At 51.4% G+C, this 15,761-nt stretch carries 15 protein-coding genes; 2 read left to right on the top strand and 13 right to left on the bottom strand.

Annotation, left to right across the window (positions count from 1 at the left end):
• Positions 1–100: 100 nt before the first annotated feature.
• From MKX63_RS27280 to MKX63_RS27265, 4 genes are read right to left on the bottom strand one after another with little or no spacing between them, the layout of a single operon-like run.
• A complete protein-coding gene (locus MKX63_RS27280) occupies positions 101–1,309 on the bottom strand; it encodes an L-serine ammonia-lyase (protein WP_341021608.1) in 1,209 nt (402 codons plus the stop codon).
• Positions 1,310–1,326: 17 nt separating this feature from the next.
• The gene (locus MKX63_RS27275) at positions 1,327–2,163 is read right to left on the bottom strand and encodes an enoyl-CoA hydratase/isomerase family protein (RefSeq protein WP_341021607.1); all 837 of its coding nucleotides are present in this window, start codon (positions 2,161–2,163) and stop codon (positions 1,327–1,329) included.
• Positions 2,153–2,992: an enoyl-CoA hydratase/isomerase family protein gene (locus MKX63_RS27270; protein ID WP_341021606.1), complete on the bottom strand. Its 840-nt coding sequence runs from the start codon at positions 2,990–2,992 to the stop codon at positions 2,153–2,155. Before MKX63_RS27270 ends, MKX63_RS27275 begins: the two co-directional genes overlap by 11 nt.
• Before the next feature lie 29 nt (positions 2,993–3,021).
• A complete protein-coding gene (locus MKX63_RS27265; protein WP_341023306.1) occupies positions 3,022–4,248 on the bottom strand; it encodes a M20 metallopeptidase family protein in 1,227 nt (408 codons plus the stop codon).
• Positions 4,249–4,472: 224 nt separating this feature from the next.
• On the opposite strand from MKX63_RS27265, the gene MKX63_RS27260 reads away from it, so the two are divergent.
• Positions 4,473–5,786, top strand: coding sequence for a transcriptional regulator (locus MKX63_RS27260; protein WP_341021604.1), 1,314 nt, complete (start codon positions 4,473–4,475; stop codon positions 5,784–5,786).
• A gap of 72 nt (positions 5,787–5,858) precedes the next feature.
• Here the strand turns inward: MKX63_RS27260 and MKX63_RS27255 are convergent, their stop codons facing one another.
• The gene (locus tag MKX63_RS27255) at positions 5,859–6,740 is read right to left on the bottom strand and encodes a LysR family transcriptional regulator (RefSeq protein WP_341021602.1); all 882 of its coding nucleotides are present in this window, start codon (positions 6,738–6,740) and stop codon (positions 5,859–5,861) included.
• Between the two features lie 120 nt (positions 6,741–6,860).
• Here MKX63_RS27255 and MKX63_RS27250 point away from each other — a divergent pair, with 120 nt between their 5' ends.
• Positions 6,861–7,760: a DMT family transporter gene (locus tag MKX63_RS27250; protein WP_341021601.1), complete on the top strand. Its 900-nt coding sequence runs from the start codon at positions 6,861–6,863 to the stop codon at positions 7,758–7,760.
• Positions 7,761–8,028: 268 nt separating this feature from the next.
• Here MKX63_RS27250 and MKX63_RS27245 read toward each other — a convergent pair whose 3' ends face one another.
• The 8 genes from MKX63_RS27245 to MKX63_RS27210 form a co-directional block, all read right to left on the bottom strand.
• Complete coding sequence (locus MKX63_RS27245; RefSeq protein ID WP_341021599.1) at positions 8,029–9,516, bottom strand: DHA2 family efflux MFS transporter permease subunit; 1,488 nt, start codon at positions 9,514–9,516, stop codon at positions 8,029–8,031.
• A gap of 42 nt (positions 9,517–9,558) precedes the next feature.
• Positions 9,559–10,182, bottom strand: a complete 624-nt coding sequence (locus MKX63_RS27240; protein ID WP_341021597.1) for a TetR/AcrR family transcriptional regulator — start codon at positions 10,180–10,182, stop codon at positions 9,559–9,561.
• A 195-nt stretch (positions 10,183–10,377) separates the two neighbouring features.
• Positions 10,378–11,154, bottom strand: coding sequence for a stalk domain-containing protein (locus MKX63_RS27235; RefSeq protein WP_341021596.1), 777 nt, complete (start codon positions 11,152–11,154; stop codon positions 10,378–10,380).
• A gap of 99 nt (positions 11,155–11,253) precedes the next feature.
• A complete protein-coding gene (locus tag MKX63_RS27230) occupies positions 11,254–12,021 on the bottom strand; it encodes a M15 family metallopeptidase (protein WP_341021593.1) in 768 nt (255 codons plus the stop codon).
• Positions 12,022–12,090: 69 nt separating this feature from the next.
• Entirely contained in the window at positions 12,091–13,431 is a 1,341-nt protein-coding gene (locus MKX63_RS27225; RefSeq protein ID WP_341021591.1) for an FtsW/RodA/SpoVE family cell cycle protein, read from the bottom strand.
• On the bottom strand, positions 13,428–13,760 hold the full coding sequence (locus tag MKX63_RS27220) for a PadR family transcriptional regulator (protein WP_341021590.1): 333 nt from the start codon (positions 13,758–13,760) through the stop codon (positions 13,428–13,430). The genes MKX63_RS27225 and MKX63_RS27220 overlap by 4 nt, the downstream gene beginning before the upstream one ends.
• Positions 13,761–13,923: 163 nt before the next feature.
• Positions 13,924–14,139: a hypothetical protein gene (locus MKX63_RS27215; RefSeq protein ID WP_341021588.1), complete on the bottom strand. Its 216-nt coding sequence runs from the start codon at positions 14,137–14,139 to the stop codon at positions 13,924–13,926.
• Between the two features lie 158 nt (positions 14,140–14,297).
• Positions 14,298–15,752 (bottom strand): DHA2 family efflux MFS transporter permease subunit, encoded by a 1,455-nt coding sequence (locus MKX63_RS27210; RefSeq protein ID WP_341023303.1) that lies wholly within the window; start codon positions 15,750–15,752, stop codon positions 14,298–14,300.
• Positions 15,753–15,761: the final 9 nt, after the last annotated feature.

The following is a 15,761-nucleotide window of genomic DNA, read 5'->3' as shown; positions in this document are numbered from 1 at the left end:
GTGAAACATATAATTTCTTATATTTTAAAAAAACAAAAAACGCCCCTTCTGCCAACCGGCAGTAAAGGGACGTTCTTCGTCTGTGTCCGTTCATTATCAGTTAACTGCCCATGTTGTAGAACTTAGCGAGTCCGCCCTCTGAAGTTTCACGGTACCTGCTGTTCATATCGAGGCCTGTCTCATACATCGTCTGTACAACCAGATCAAAGGATATTTTACGGCTACCCGACAAGAACTTGGCCAGACTCAGCGCATTGATCGCCCGCATCGCACCGACCGCATTCCGTTCAATGCAAGGGATCTGCACCAGTCCGTTAATCGGATCACAGGTTAACCCCAAGTGGTGCTCCATGGCAACCTCAGCAGCATACTCGATCTGATCGATCTCCATACCGGACAATTCAGCCAATGCAGCCGCTGCCATAGAGCAAGCCGTGCCTACCTCCGCCTGACAGCCGCACTGAGCGCCGCTGATGGAGGCGTTATGCTTCACCAGATTGCCAATGAGCCCCCCGACGGCCAGCGCCCGGAGAATCCGTTCATCCGGGACCTGCAGCTTCTCCTGCATATAACGGAGCGAGGCGGGCACAACACCGCAGGCCCCGCAGGTTGGAGCCGTTACCACTGTACCGGCAGCCGCATTCTGTTCATTCACGGCAAAAGCGTACGCGCTGACGATCCGGTTCTCCCGCGTCTCCGGGCTCTCATCCACAGTCCCCTGATGATACAGATATTGCGCCTTGCGCTCAACATTAAGCCCGCCCTCCAGAATGCCTGTGACAGACAGCCCTTCGTCGATCGAACGCTTCATCGCTTCCCAGATTCCCTGAAGGAAATCCCAAATCTGTATGCCTTCATGCTGCTCAATGTAATCGCTTAGGCGGATATGATTCGCTTTACAAAAGGCGCTGATCTCTGCAAAGCTGTTCTCCGGGTAAACATCAGGCCCACGCTTCTCCTCCCTCCCCTCAATCACGATATCTCCGCCGCCGATACTGACAACACGCATGGAATTGATTTGCTGACCGCCCTTGTAAGCGAACAAGTCCATCGTATTGGGATGGGACAGATCAAAGTCAGGCTGCGGAACAAATTGAACCTCCGTCCGGACGGGTGAGAGTGCCCGAATAATAGCCTTATCCGTCATATGGCCTTTGCCTGTTTTGGCAAGAGAACCATAGATCAGTGCCTTGAACTGGTCTGCGTCTTCATTTTCCGACTTGAAGATGCTGGCCGCTTTCTCCGGCCCCATGGTATGGGAGCTGGACGGTCCGCTGCCAATCTTGAATAGCTCAGTCAACGATCTCATAGCACCCTTATCCCTTCTCAGTTGTCTTTCCTCTGAAAACGTTCCTTGAGCTTGATCAGCCGCTCTTGAATCCCCTCTTCATCAATCGCCATATCAACCAATTGGTGGGTAAGCTGAAGACCCTGATTCTCTGCCAAAGCTTGTTTCCACGGGTGCGCCACAATCGAATGCGTAAGATGCCTCGTAGAGCGGGGGGCCTGCATGATCTGCTCTGCCAGCTCCCAGGCCCGTGGAAGAAGCTGTTCACGAGGCAATACCTCACTGACCAGACCGAGGTCTAGTGCCTCCTCTGCAGTAATGTTCATCCCCGTGTATGCATAGTATGCCGCTTTCTTGGTCCCCAGTATCCTTTGAAGGGCCAGGACGATCCCATCTCCAGGCGGAACACCGCCCAGATAATGAGCATCGAAAAACGCTGTGTTTTCTGTACAAAGGGTAGTATCACAGAGTGTTCCCAGCTGCCAGTGTGCGCCAGTGCCATTGACCGCCCCAATCGTGGGGATATCAAGGCAATGAACCATATTTTCAATCATTCTGAGTGATTCATGGTACATCTCCTGCTTCCGGCGATTCGGCCAATCCATGAATTTCATATTCCAGACTTCAGGATTGCCGGTCTGCCACAGCTCTCCTGTCCCTGTAAGAATCATGACCTCATTCTCAGGATCACGGCCAATATCTGACCAAACATGACCATATGCGGCTTGGACCGGCCAGTCGAATTGTGACGATCCCCCGTCAGTGTGCATACGCACTTCGAGTATCCCGTCACGGCGGGTCATGAGGAATAAGTCCTTATATTTCTCCGAGTATTCTTCGAGCCGGGTAGGTCCCGTCATCTTTCTATTGAACATCGTCGCCCCTCAGGCGTCCTTGCATTTTCTTCAGCCGCTCCAGCGCTCCTTCTTCATCAATGGCCATGTCGTACATCTGGTGGGCAAGCTGGAATCCCTGATCGGCGACCAGAGCCTGCTTCCATGGCCGGGAGATAATGGAGTGAGACAGATGTCTTGTTGAACGCGGTGCCTGCATGATCATCTCCGCCAGCTCCCAAGCGCGTGGAAGAAGCTTTTCGCGGGGCAGCACTTCACTGACGATACCCAGGTCCAAGGCGGTCTGTCCATTGATATTCTTGCCGGTGTAGGCGTAATAGGCTGCTTTTTTGAACCCGATCATGCTCTGCAGGGTGAGCAGCATTCCATCTCCCGGAGGCGTGCCTCCCAGATAATGCGGATCGAAAAAGTCCGCGTCTTCCGTACAAATGGTAATATCGCAGAGCGTTGCGAGTTCGCAGTGCGTTCCCGGCCCGTTAACCGCCCCGATCGTCGGAATATCAATGCAGAAGATCAGATTTTCAAGCAGTCTCAGCGATTCATGATACTGTTCGAGCTTCTTTTGCTTCGGCCAGTCCATGAATTTCGTATTCCAGACCTCTGGGTCGCCAATCAGCCATTTATCCCCGGTTCCTGTAATAATCATGACTTCGTTCTCAGGGTCACGGCCAATATCTGACCAGGCATGAGACCATGCGGTATGAGCTTCCCAATTGTGCGTGTACGAACCTCCATCCGTGTGCAGACGCACTTCAAGGATTCCGTCACGGCGGGTCATTAACAGGAATTCCTTGTATTTCTCCGAGTACTCTTCGAATTTGGTGGGTCCAATCATACGTCTCTCTGTCATTGTAATTCCTCCTAAGTTTGGTTTAGAGCTTAACTGTTTCGTTCAAGCCAGTCTCTGGCAAAAGCTGCATAAGCCGCAGCCCCTCTATGAAGCACCTCATCCGAGAACATTGTCTTAGGATGGTGTACAGGGTAACTATAACCATCTTCAATATTGCCTGCGTTAAGAAACACTGTGGTACTTGGCACCGCCTGTGAGACAAAGGCGAAGTCTTCCGAGCCCATTAATTTGCCGCCGGGTACCAGCTCAGTGATACCGATGTAGGAATTCTCGCCAAAAGTGTTGGCAATCGAAGCCCTCATTTGCTCATTAAGTCCGCCATCCGTTTTCACCTCAGGACAACCACGTGTATAGATCACTTCCATCTTTGCCTGGAAAGTTTCTCCGATCCCTGCGGTAATTTCACGGATACGGGTCTCCATTTTATCCCGCAATGCGGTGTTAAATGTACGTACACTGCCTTTCAATCTGGCCGTATCGGGAATTACGTTGTTCGTAGTTCCGCCTTCCATCACCCCGATGGTAAGGACTGCATTGTCAATCGGCGATATTTCCCGGCTGAGGATGCCCTGCAGTGCCAGATGTAGATGAGCAGCCACATTTAAGGGGTCCACTGCGGCCTCGGGCATCGCTCCATGTGAGCCCCTCCCCCGGATGATGATTTCGAACCAATCCGAAGAAGCAGAGATCGCTCCACCTTCTTCAGGCACTACAAATTGTCCGAGAGGAAGCGGCATTCCGGTCAACACATGGAGCATCATGGCTGCATCCACCTTGGGATTGTCCAGAATCCCATGCTCCAGCATCATCTGTGCCCCGTGCAGCGTCTCTTCCCCCGGCTGGAACATAAGCTTAACTGTCCCGCGAAGCTGCGCTTCGCCCGCCTTCAGGATCTCTGCAGCTCCGAGCAGCATGGAAGTGTGCATGTCGTGACCGCAAGCATGCATGTTTCCGCTCAACGAAGCGTAAGACAACTCCGTTTCTTCATGAATAGGCAAAGCGTCCATATCCGCACGGATCAGAACCACCTTCCCTTGATGCTGTCCGCCAATGGTCACTGTCAGCCCTGATTCTCCTACGGGAGCAGGCTTAAGGCCCATCGACTCCAATGCCTCTTTTACGTATGCAGTAGTCTTAGGTAAACTTAGATCAAGCTCCGGAACCGTATGAAGATGATGCCTGTACATGACCATTTTGTCCTGCAGCTGATGAGCCATACTCATTAAGTCTTCAGCTTCTTCACTCACAATGAACATCTCCCGCAACATAAATTAAATGAACGTTTAGTTAGAATGAAGCTTACCCCCTTTATATTTTAGGACTTTTTAAGAACAGTTTCATCGTACTGGCATTTTCATTCACTGTCAAGATATTTTTAGACTTTTTAGGAACATTATTTCAGGGACTGCCGGAACATTGTAATATCACATTTATTGTGATATAACTCTTTTGATTGAACTGTTTATGAAAGGAATCTATTATGAAAATCAAGCTGGGTATTATCACGCCAGAGTCCCATATGGATTATTTCCGCGCCATTGAAGAAGAAATGCGGCCCCTATGCCAATTCCGCTTCCTTACCATCAGCAACTTCCGGGAAACAACGGACATTTATTTCAAAAACCTGGATTCGGTCGATGGATTTGTGATCAGCGGGAGGATGCTTTACGAGGCCATCGACAAGGAATGCCTGGATGACAAGGTACCTGTTCACATTTTGCATGATGATGAGAATCTGCTGTACAGAGAGCTTTTCCGGCTGCTGGTTACCGAACCTGAACTTGATATCTCCCGGGTCTATGTGGATTATGCGTATGTTATTGAGTCCTTCAGCGAATTCCAGCAATATCTGACTCATGAAGGAAAGCCCGTTAACAGCGGAAATCTGCTGGAGCGGGTGGAGACCATGCTGGAGAACCATATCACGCTGTGGGAAGATAAGAAAATAGACCTGTCCATCACGGCCTTCGGTCACTTTGTTCCAGAACTCCAAAAGCACGGCGTCAAATATATCTTAATCCGGCCTACACTGGAGAGCGTTAAAGAGACCATCAGCGAGATCATTAACGAAATTACCATTCTCAAGCTTAAGAACCAGAGGGCAGTGGTCGCATGTCTATCGGTCCAACATGAGCAGCAGTCGTCCGAAGAGGAGCTTCATGAGCTGAACGTCCTGGTCGGCAATTTTCTGCGCAGCGTGAATCTGGCAGACACGGCCCAAATCTCAGAAGGCTATGTCAGATTGTATACCACCTACGGCAATTTCATGAGAATTACCTCTAACGCTCATAACTGTTCCCTGCTGGAGTATCTGGAGGAGCGCATACAGGGCAAGGTGAAGATCGGGTGGGGCTCGGGGCATGAATATTTTCAAGCGAACGTTAACGCCACCAAGGCTCACAGACAGGCGGAAGCCTATACGGGCAGTTCCAGCTTTTTCATAGACGAGAATCAGAAGGTTGCCGGCCCCATGCGGAGCATGAATGTCATCCAGTTCTCTGAACAGGGGGACCCGGAAATCATCGACTTAGCCAAGAGGATCGGAATCAACAACATCAATTTGCAGAAAATCATATCCTACGCAGAAATCATGAGGACCAATAAGCTATCCTCTGAGGATGTTGCACAGTGCCTGTCCATGACCGTCAAAGGTGCCAACCGAATTCTTAACAAAATTGAGGAAAGCAAACAAGTACAAACGGTATTTGAAAAAAGGGACAACAGTAAGGGGCGGCCCAAAAAATACTATGAGCTGTTGTTTCTCAGCAGTGATGGGCGCAAATTAAGCGGATGATACACGGATTCATTTGGCAAAAAGGTATGTTTTCAAAATAGAAAACATGCCTTTTTTGCGCTTTTTACCAAGTTAAACGGCTTCTTGGCTGGACGACCAGTGCTGCACATGCTGCAAAAACCGCCGCGTGGCCGGTGAAGCATATTTCATCGAGTTGACCGCGATGCCAAGCGAACGGAAGCTCCGCTCCTCCAGCTCAAGCATGGCAACACGCTCATGCTGGAACCCGGTGACCAGCTCCGGGAGGATGCTGATGCCCAGGCCTTTTTCCACCATGGCAATAATGGCATAATCGTCCCCGGCCGAGAACTTGACGTTCGGCTTGATGCCCGCCTTCTCCAGCACCCGCTGCACATCATAATCCGAACCTGGCTTCGGAATGATGAAGTCCTCGTAGGCGATCTGAGCCAGCGGCATATAAGGCGCTTTGCTCAGCGGATGGTCCATAGAGAGGATAGCCAGCATCCGGTCCTGCTTCAGCGGGAACACCTCGAATTTCTCGCGGGTCGGCAAGGATAGAAAGCCGCAATCAACCACCCCGGCCTCGATCCACTGCTCAATCTCCAGATACCCGCCCTCCATCAGCTTGAACTCAATGTACGGATATTCCTCACGGAACTGCTTGATGATATCCGGCAGCCAATGGACAGAGACACTGGTAAAGGTACCGATCGTAATCGTCCCTGTCTCCAGCCCGTGAATATCCGCTACCTGCTGCTTCAGCTGCTCATTCCAGTTCAGAATCTCCCGGATCGGCTGAAGCACCTGCTCCCCGTTCACCGTCAGCTTCACGCCCGAACGGCTGCGCACGAGCAGCGGGAAGCCGAACTCGTGCTCCAGGCTGCTCAGTGTGTGGCTGATGCCGGATTGGGTGAAGCCCAGCACCTCTGCGGCCCGCGTCAGACTGCCCAGCTCCACCACTTTCAGGAACACCTCGTACTTAATCAGACTCATGTCCAGTCTCCTCGCCCAACATGAGAATTACTCATGTATCTTATGATAAACATTCAGTTACCTTATGTATTCGAGCGTATTATACTATATTCACTTGAAATAAAGAAGGATGATGACTGAATGAAGCCGCTGAAGGCCGAGCTAATGCTCATTGTAGTAACACTGTTCTGGGGCTCCTCCTACCTGTTCATGAAGCTGGGACTGGGTACACTGGGAGAATTCAATCTGATCGCACTGCGCTTCGGGCTGGCTTTCATTCTTGCGGGGCTGCTGTTCCGCAAAAGGCTGCGCAGTGTGAATGCCAGAACCTTGAAATACGGAGCCTTGCTCGGCTTTCTGCTGCTTGGCGTATTCACCTGCATCACCTTCGGGCTGAAGACCACAACGACCTCTAATGCCGGTTTCCTGGTCGCTCTGACTGTTGTGTTCGTTCCGGTGCTGGAGGTTCTGGTCTTCCGCAAAAAAGTCGCACCCCCGCAGATCTTCGGCGCCGTTCTCGCCATCAGCGGCATCGGGCTGCTTACGCTGAACGGATCGCTGCAAATCCGGCCTGGTGATCTCCTCTGTATTCTGTCCGCAGTATTCTACGCGGTGCAGATTCTAGTGACGGGCCGGGCGGTCAAGACCTGCGACTCACTAAATATCGGCATTCTGCAGCTCGGCTTCGCCGGGGGCTATGCCCTGATTCTATCCGCTATCTTCGAGACCCCTTCGCTGCCGTCCACCCTTCCGGGCTGGATCGCGATTCTGGCTCTGGGGATCTTTTGCAGCGCCTGCGGGTTCATCCTGCAGCCGGTTGCCCAGAAGTACACTACACCGACCCGCACCGGTCTGATCTTCGCACTGGAGCCGGTATTCGCCGCCTTCTTCGGTTACTTGTTCGTACACGAACAGCTCTCGCTCCAGGGCTATACCGGTGCCGCCCTTGTGCTGCTTGGCATTCTGGCCTCAGAGCTGCTGGGCAAGCTGCATATGGTTCCTCCGGCAAGGCTGCTGAGGAAGCGGCGGGCGCACTTATAGCTTCTTCTGGCAGATCGAGTAGATGCGGAACAATTACCTTAGGCGTTCATCTACTCCTCCCTTCAGGCTAAAGCTACTCCCTCGCGCCGCTCCCGGTCCAATTGTAATCGTTTTTTCGATTACATTCGCCCCTCATCACATTCATTGCGAAGAACAAAAAACGCCCCCTTGCCAACCGGCAGTAAGGGACGTTATTGATGTGCATATAACATGCGTATATAACTTGTATCTACATGTACCTATACTATGCTTTAACAGTTGTGGCAGATTAATGCCCCATCATCATCGCGGCATCCGTCTGCTGTTCTTCAGGAGAAGGTGCAGCGCCTGCTGCTTTCGGACGGCGCAGAATCAGACTGAGCACCACACCAGCTACGGCGATGCAGCCCGAGAGGAAGAAGACATCCCCGAAGCCTTGCACGGCAGCGGCAAGCGGATTGCTTCCGGCCGCCATTTTACCCATATGCACGGTAATCTGGCTGGTCAGGTAACCGGTCATGCCGGCAACGGCGAACGATACTACAACCTGCTGGGCAGCGGCGGTAAGCGGGGTAACCCGGTTCACCCATTCACGCGGCGCAGAGTTTAGAACATGGGTATTGACCGGCATCATCGACAGGCCCATACCAAGGCCCATCATGACCAGACACAGCATAATAATAGGAAGGCTAGTGTCTACTGTAACTCCTGAGAGCAAGAACAGGGCCGTCGATATAATACTGAGACCTACAAATACCAGTGGACGCGCACCGATCCGGTCAAACAAGCGGCCGCCCAGCGGCATCCCTACTCCGGAAGCCAGTGCCTGGGGAAGCAGGATCAGCCCAGTCTCAAGCGGCGTGTAATTGCGGATTTGCTGAAGATACAGCGGAACGAACAGCATGGAGCCGAACAATGCCGCCTGAGTGACCCAAGACAAAATAATTCCGCGCGTGAAGTCTGAGGAACGGAAGACGCGCAGCTCCAGCAGCGGATGCTTTTGCAGCAGTTCAACAATGACAAATACGATCAATGCGGCTCCGCCAACCGACAAGCCTACGATAGCCCCGGTTGAAGTCCAGCTCTCTCCGCCGCCTTGATTGACGCCATAAGCCAGCATCGAGAAGGCGAGCGGAGCCAGAATGATTCCGAAGATATCGAGGTGGGCTCTTCCCTTTTTCTCAGTCACCGGCAAATATTTAAGACCCAGAATAATACCTACAATACCAATTGGCAGGTTAATCAGGAAAATCCAGTGCCAGCTCACATACTCCACCAGCCATCCCGAAAGAATCGGCCCCAGGGCCGGAGCCAGCAGCATAGGAATCCCGAGCATCCCCATGATAGAGCCTCTGCGCTCTGGCGGAGCGAGTCTGAAGACCATCGCCATACCGATTGGAGCAACCATGCCGCCGCCAAGGCCTTGAATGACGCGGAACAAGACGAGCTGCCCCGAGGTCTGAGCTACAGAGCATAACACAGAGCCAAGAACGAACATGGCAATGGTCGTCAGGAATACCTGCTTGGACCCGAACCGGTCCGTCATATAGCCGGCCAGCGGAATTACAGCAGCAAGGGCAAGCGTGTAGCCGGTAATCGCCCATTGAACGGTTTTCAGATCCGTATCGAAATATTGCACCAGATTCGGAACGGCCACATTGACCGCGGTGCTATCCAGAATAACCATAATCATGCCGACAATAATCGCCAGCAATGGTGGCAGTATAGCTCTCAGCGAGAACGGCGCCTCTGCTGCTGCGGTGTTACTTGGATTCATAGGTTTTGACATTCTCTTGTCCACTCTTCTCTCTGTTAGAAATTAATGATATTTGTGAAAATACAGCTCAAACAACCCGTCAATCTGTTCCTCCAGCGGGGCCAGCCTGAAAATCTGCTGAAGATCCTCACGCTCCTTCGGCAAGCTGCTCACCATAATTACCAGGAAGACAATCGCCCCGTAGATCTGCATATTCATCATCATGAGCTTATCGCGGTCCTGTTCTCCGGTAATCTCCCCAAGTGCGTCCAGAATCCGTTCAATCCGCATCAGCTTGGAATATTTCGCATATTCATCATGAGAGCCCATGATATGATGCCGCTGGTCAAGCATCTGCCGGGCCATGCCGGGATAGCGGCCCAGATTGACAATGTACCGCTTGAAGAACAGCTTCAAGCGCTCTTTTGGCGGCAAAGATGTATCCTCCAGGACCTTAAAGGCATCGTCAAAAGTCGCCATAAGCTGCTTGACCGCATCGCCGAACAGCTTCTCCTTGGAGCCGTAGTAGTAGTTCACCAGCGCCAGATTGGTCTCTGCCCGCGCTGCGATACTGCGCAGGGTGATGCAGCGGAATCCCTCCTCACGGATTAAGTCCACGGTGGCATCCAGAATATTCTGCTTCGTATCTTTATCCGTTGAATCCGTCTTACCGTCCGGTTTGGCCATAATGAAGATTGCCGCCCTCCTCTGTCACAGAATCTTAATCCTTGATCTAATCATCGATTTAAACATTGTTTAATTCGAATTTAAAATTACTCTCTTTCCTGCATTCTGTCAACAGAAATATAAAGGGAGAATTCCTGCAGCTATACTTAAGCTGTGGAATTCTCCCTTGGGGGTAAAGTGATGTCTTATGTGAAGCTAGGGTTGGGCCGGGCTGGCCCATACTTCACTGGCTGCCTGAACCGGCGTTAGAGTCAGCTCGCTGAGCTTGCCGGAAGCACCTAGTTCCAGAGTCAGTACAGCCTCCGCTTTGGTGAATGACAATACGCTTACAATCGTCATTACTCCATCCTGCTGTGTGCTTGTGGTCGATTTCACTCCCAGGAAACTGCCCGCCGGCGTGCTGATTCCTTCCCAGCTTTGCTGGAGCACCGGAAGAGCAGCGGGCTCTGCATCCTTGGCGTAATACCGCTCCTTCAGCGCCGGATAGTTACCGGTTACAAGCAGTCCTGCTACGGCACCTGCCATTACCTCTGGTGTATATACTTCAACCTGGCCTGTTTCCGGATTATAGGAAGTGACTAACCCGATTGCTGCAAAAAAAGTCAGCGGCGCGTACGCCTTTTTTTGTTTTAACTCAAAGCCGCCTGTAAACGGGACTTTGTTCTTGCCATCCATCACAAGCTCCTTACCGGAGAGTCTGAACTGAATGCTCTCCTGGAACCGTTCCAGCAGGAACGTCCCGGTAGCTCCACTAAAGGTGACCTTATACTTGAGAGCTTCTACCGTCTCCCGTAGTGGAAGCATAGCATCCGGTCCGTCTGTATAAGCCGATGCCCCAGCCGTCTGCAATTCCTGTCCGTTCACGATAATCCTCAAGCTGCCGGCGGCACTAACATTATGACTGGTCAATACACCTGCTCCTGCTGCAAATAACATTACACTAAGGAATACGGCTGCGATTCTTTTGAACAAATCGATCCCACCTCTCCTGTATTACAATATTATGCGCGCATGCTTCAGAGATTAACCTTACATTATCCATTAACCCTCCAGTACAGCTTTGGAACAGCCCTACTCCACTTTGAAGTTAAAATATTGCTTCGGGTATGGCTCCTTAATCAGTGTGAAATGCCACCATTCCTTGGCGTAGGGCTTGAAGCCCTGCTTCACCATCGCATCCTTCAGCAGCTTCCGGTTCACATGCTGGGTGCTGCTGATGAGCGTCGTATTATAGTAAGAGATTTCGCCGAAAAAATCATAAGGGCTGCCCATATCCACCAGCTTGCCTGTATCTTTGTGGGCCAGGGTCAGGTCGATCGTGCTGCCCCGGGAGTGCCCGGATTTCTTGGCGATGAAGCCCAGCTTGAACAGATTCCGCTTGTCCAGCTTCGGATAATACTGCGGCTTCATCTTCAGATCGGCGGCATCCTGTGACCAGCGCACGAAGTGATTGACGGCTTGCTGCGGACGGTAAGCATCATAGATCCGCAGGATATAACCCTTCTGCTCCAGATTTTCGCTAACCTTCTTCAGCGCAGCGGCGGCAGTCTTCGAGAAGATCGCGAGCGGTGCTTTATATCCGTCCACCCTGGTGCCGGTAAAATTATTCTCACTATAATAACGGATCTCATATTGCGCCGAGGGAAGTACCTCATCCAGATAGACAAAACCGCCGGGAAGATTATTTTTCTTCACAACTGTACTTGATGTAAACGGTGTCTCAGGAGTCACGGGCGCTGATGTAGCTGTTGTCTTGACACCCAGAAACACAGCCCCGCTTACAATCATAACTCCTAGCAGTAATCCGAGTCTTGTGCCTGTATCTCGCAGCTTGTTCACAATGCTTACTCCTCACCTTCCTTATCCCATATTTACCCTTCCAGTATATGTTGCAGCCCCAAGGAGCGTCTATAGTGAAGATGGAGCTTGTCCCGCAGGGAGCATATCCTTCCGCCGGTAGACCCCCATCAGCAGCCCCAGAGCCGCGAATTCAATGAAGACATGTTGGCCGTAGCTCAGGAACGGGAACGGTATGGAGATCAGCGGCATTCTGCCGGTGAGTATAGTCAGCCCATAGATTAGACGAATGGAGAGCATCAGAGCCAGTGCCAGGATCAGCATCCGGCCGTAAGTGTCGCTTACCGCGCGGGCGTAGAAGACCATTTTCAGCACAAACCAACAGGTTAACATGAGGAGCAGCAGCCCCCCGGCCCAGCCGAAGGTTTGGATCAAATACACGGGAAAAAGGTCCGTGTACGGAAACAACAATCGTTCTTCCGCAATTCTGTAGCCCATTCCCTGTCCCCTCCAGCCTGCGGAGGTTAACGTGTTGTGAATTACACTATTTAAGTACCACCCAGCGCCGGTATCCCTCTGATCCGCTTGAAAGGCCGCGATGATCCGCTCCCGGAGATGCAGGTGATTCCAAACATAGATTGCCACGCCCGTTAGAAATGTGACAGCAATCACCGAACCTCTAATCCAGCGGCGGGTCATCCGGACATAGAGTGTCAGGGATACAGCCATATATATAATCAGTTCAGGAAAAGCGGGGATAACCGCATAAATCACGGCCGGCAGCAGCAGTAACGACAATTCCGCCAAGTCTCTTGTTCGTCCGCTCCATGACTTCATGAAGCCCTGCCTGTTCCATATCCCTGCCAGAGCAACTACAAATACATAAGGACTATATCCGACCACGTCGAAGAAGAGTCCTAGGATACCCACATAACGCCTAACACCATTCGTCACCTCAAGACCCAGCAACATACTGACGCCGATCGCCATTAATGCTGCGCCATAAATCCACCCTGAACTCCGCTGCAAGTGTTTGAAATTGATAAAATACATGATAGCCATGACCGCGATCCCAAGAACGATATACACAGATTGGCGCAGCATAAGAGCATCAGGAATTTTGTAATAATCCCCAAACCCCGCCTCCACAGCTGCCATCCCCAGCAGACTCACCGCCGACAACAACAGTACACCCGCCAGCAGACCCCAGGGAATGCGCGGTTTATGAATCCGGTGCAGCTCTTTGCCTACGGCCTGCGGGTCTCCCAGTTGCGCGATCGCATACCGCTGAGCCTCTTCTTCGTCAGCAGCAAGCTCCAGCCGCTCCGTCACCAGATCTGTGAAGTGTCCGCTGAGCTCATCGCGGATTTCTCTGTGCATCCCTTTGGCTCTAACTTCTGCGCATACTGTATCCAGATAACGCTCCAAATCCTTCTTACTCTGCTCTATCATCCGCTGCCCTCCCCCAGAACGGTATCCATGGCACCCTTGAACAGCGCCCATTCCGCCTTCTTCTCCTGCAGCTTATGCTTGCCTTCATCCCGTAGCCGGTAATATTTGCGTCTGCGTCCGTCTACCTCCATCCAATACGCTTCCACCCAGCGTTCACTCTCCATCGCATGCAGAATCGGATAGAGCGTACCTTCCTTCAGGGCAAAAACTCCCTGCGAGCGCTGCTCCAGCTCCTTAATCAGCTCGTACCCATACAGCGGCCTGTCCAGCAGCAGAGTGAGGATCATCGTACCTGTGCTCCCCTTCAGCAATTCTTTGCTTACCTTCATCGGCATTCCCTCCTGTTTGTTCATTTGGTTCGGTTAGAGACTCATACTGTCCGTTCTAATCATTAGCATAGCTGCTTATATATACATCGTTAATCTATGCTTAATATACAGTATTAACCAAACGAAGTCCAGTATGTAAATCATCATTGTCCACAAGATCAAGCTACCCGCACATCAACCAGCCTTCATCAACATTTGGAAACTTAAAATCCGCCAACTCCGCAACCATCAAGCCCCTCGCCGGAGAAACAATGGGAAAAACGTATCTTAATTCCTCTCCATCGCCATATTTCCCGGGAGCAAGTGGAAAAACAGCAACTAATTTTTGTGAATTCTCAACTTTGGCCGAATTCAGATAAATTGAGTGTTGTTTTTCCAACTCCCATCCCAAAAGGGTTCAATCTTTCGTCAACAAGTGTATATAATCCAATTGTCCCCATTCTCGCTTTCTTCACAATAACAAACACAAAAAAAACTCTCCCGCCAAAATGATTGCCCATTTTAGCAAGGAGAGGTTCTTACTCAATTGCAGATTAATTAATGCATCGAAGCCTGAGTCTTATGCGAAACGATGACACGCTTCAGGAAGAACGCAATCACCAGACCTATAATAGCCATGACCATTCCGAAAATAAAGGCATTCTGTACTCCATGAGTGAAGGCAGCGCCGATATTCAGCGGATCAGCCGGGTTAGTAACGGTCTGCATGTAGCTTTTGGAGCCGGAAGTCATGATGCTTACCGCCAGCGCTGTACCAATCGCACCCGCCACCTGCTGGAGTGTATTCATAATAGCTGTACCATGCGGGTAGTATTCTAGCGGAAGCTGATTGATCCCATTTGTCTGTGCAGGCATCATAATCATAGAGATTCCGATCATCAGCACACTGTGAAGCACGATCACGAAGACAACGGTTGAAGTAGCTGTAATCCCTGAGAAGAACCACAAGGAGACAGCGACGAGCGCCAGCCCTGGGATAACCAGCCATTTCGGACCGTATTTGTCGAACAGACGTCCCATGACCGGCGACATCAGACCGTTGATGATTCCGCCCGGCAGCAGCAGTAATCCTGCCTTGAAGGCTGAATACCCTTGTCCCTGCTGAAGATACATAGGAAGAATCAGCATCGAGGAGAGAATGACCATCATACAGATGAAGACCATCAGCACCCCAACCACGAACATCGGGAACTTGAAGGCGCGCAGATCAATCATCGGCTGCTTCATCGTCAACTGGCGGATACAGAACAGAATAAGGGCAATCGCACCGATGACGATGGCGATAATAACCTTCGGACTTCCCCAGCCTTCTGCTTCACCAGCACTGCTGAAGCCGTAGACAATGCCGCCGAAGCCGAAGGAGGACAGAATAATGGACAGGACATCAATCTTAGGTTTTGTCACTTCCGTTACATTCTGCATGAAAAGAATTCCGCTAATCAGGGCGATCACCAGGAACGGCAGCGATAGCCAGAAGATCCAGTGCCAGCTGAGGCTCTCAATCAGCAGACCGGCAATCGTAGGTCCAATCGCTGGAGCAACCATGATTACCAAGCCGATAAGTCCCATCGCCGCCCCTCTTTTCTCAGCGGGAATGATGATTAGAATCGTATTGAACATCAGCGGCAGCAGCAGCGCGGTTCCCATCGCCTGCACCACTCTAGCAGTGAGCAGAAATTCGAAATTCGGCGACATCGCTGCAAGGAACGTACCCAGAATGGAGAAGCTTAGAGCCGCTACGAATAGCTGTCTTGTGGTAAACCACTGCAGCAGCATCCCCGAGATCGGAACCAGGATGCCCAGCGTCAGCAGATAGGCGGTAGTCAGCCACTGCGCCGTCGATGGTGTAATTTGCAGGACATTCATAAGATCGCTTAAAGCTACATTTAAGGCGGTCTCACTGAACATGCCGATGAAGCCGGCAATCAGCAGGGAGATCAGAATGGGTAAAGTCTTGAATTGCCGGGGGTTGCTTGACCCCTTATCAGTCATAGTTGCGTT

The organism is Paenibacillus sp. FSL R7-0179 (genome assembly GCF_038002265.1).
Lineage (GTDB): Bacteria > Bacillota > Bacilli > Paenibacillales > Paenibacillaceae > Paenibacillus_AQ.
Note: the sequence above shows the minus strand (reverse complement) of the source record. Positions and strands in the feature narration are given on the sequence as shown.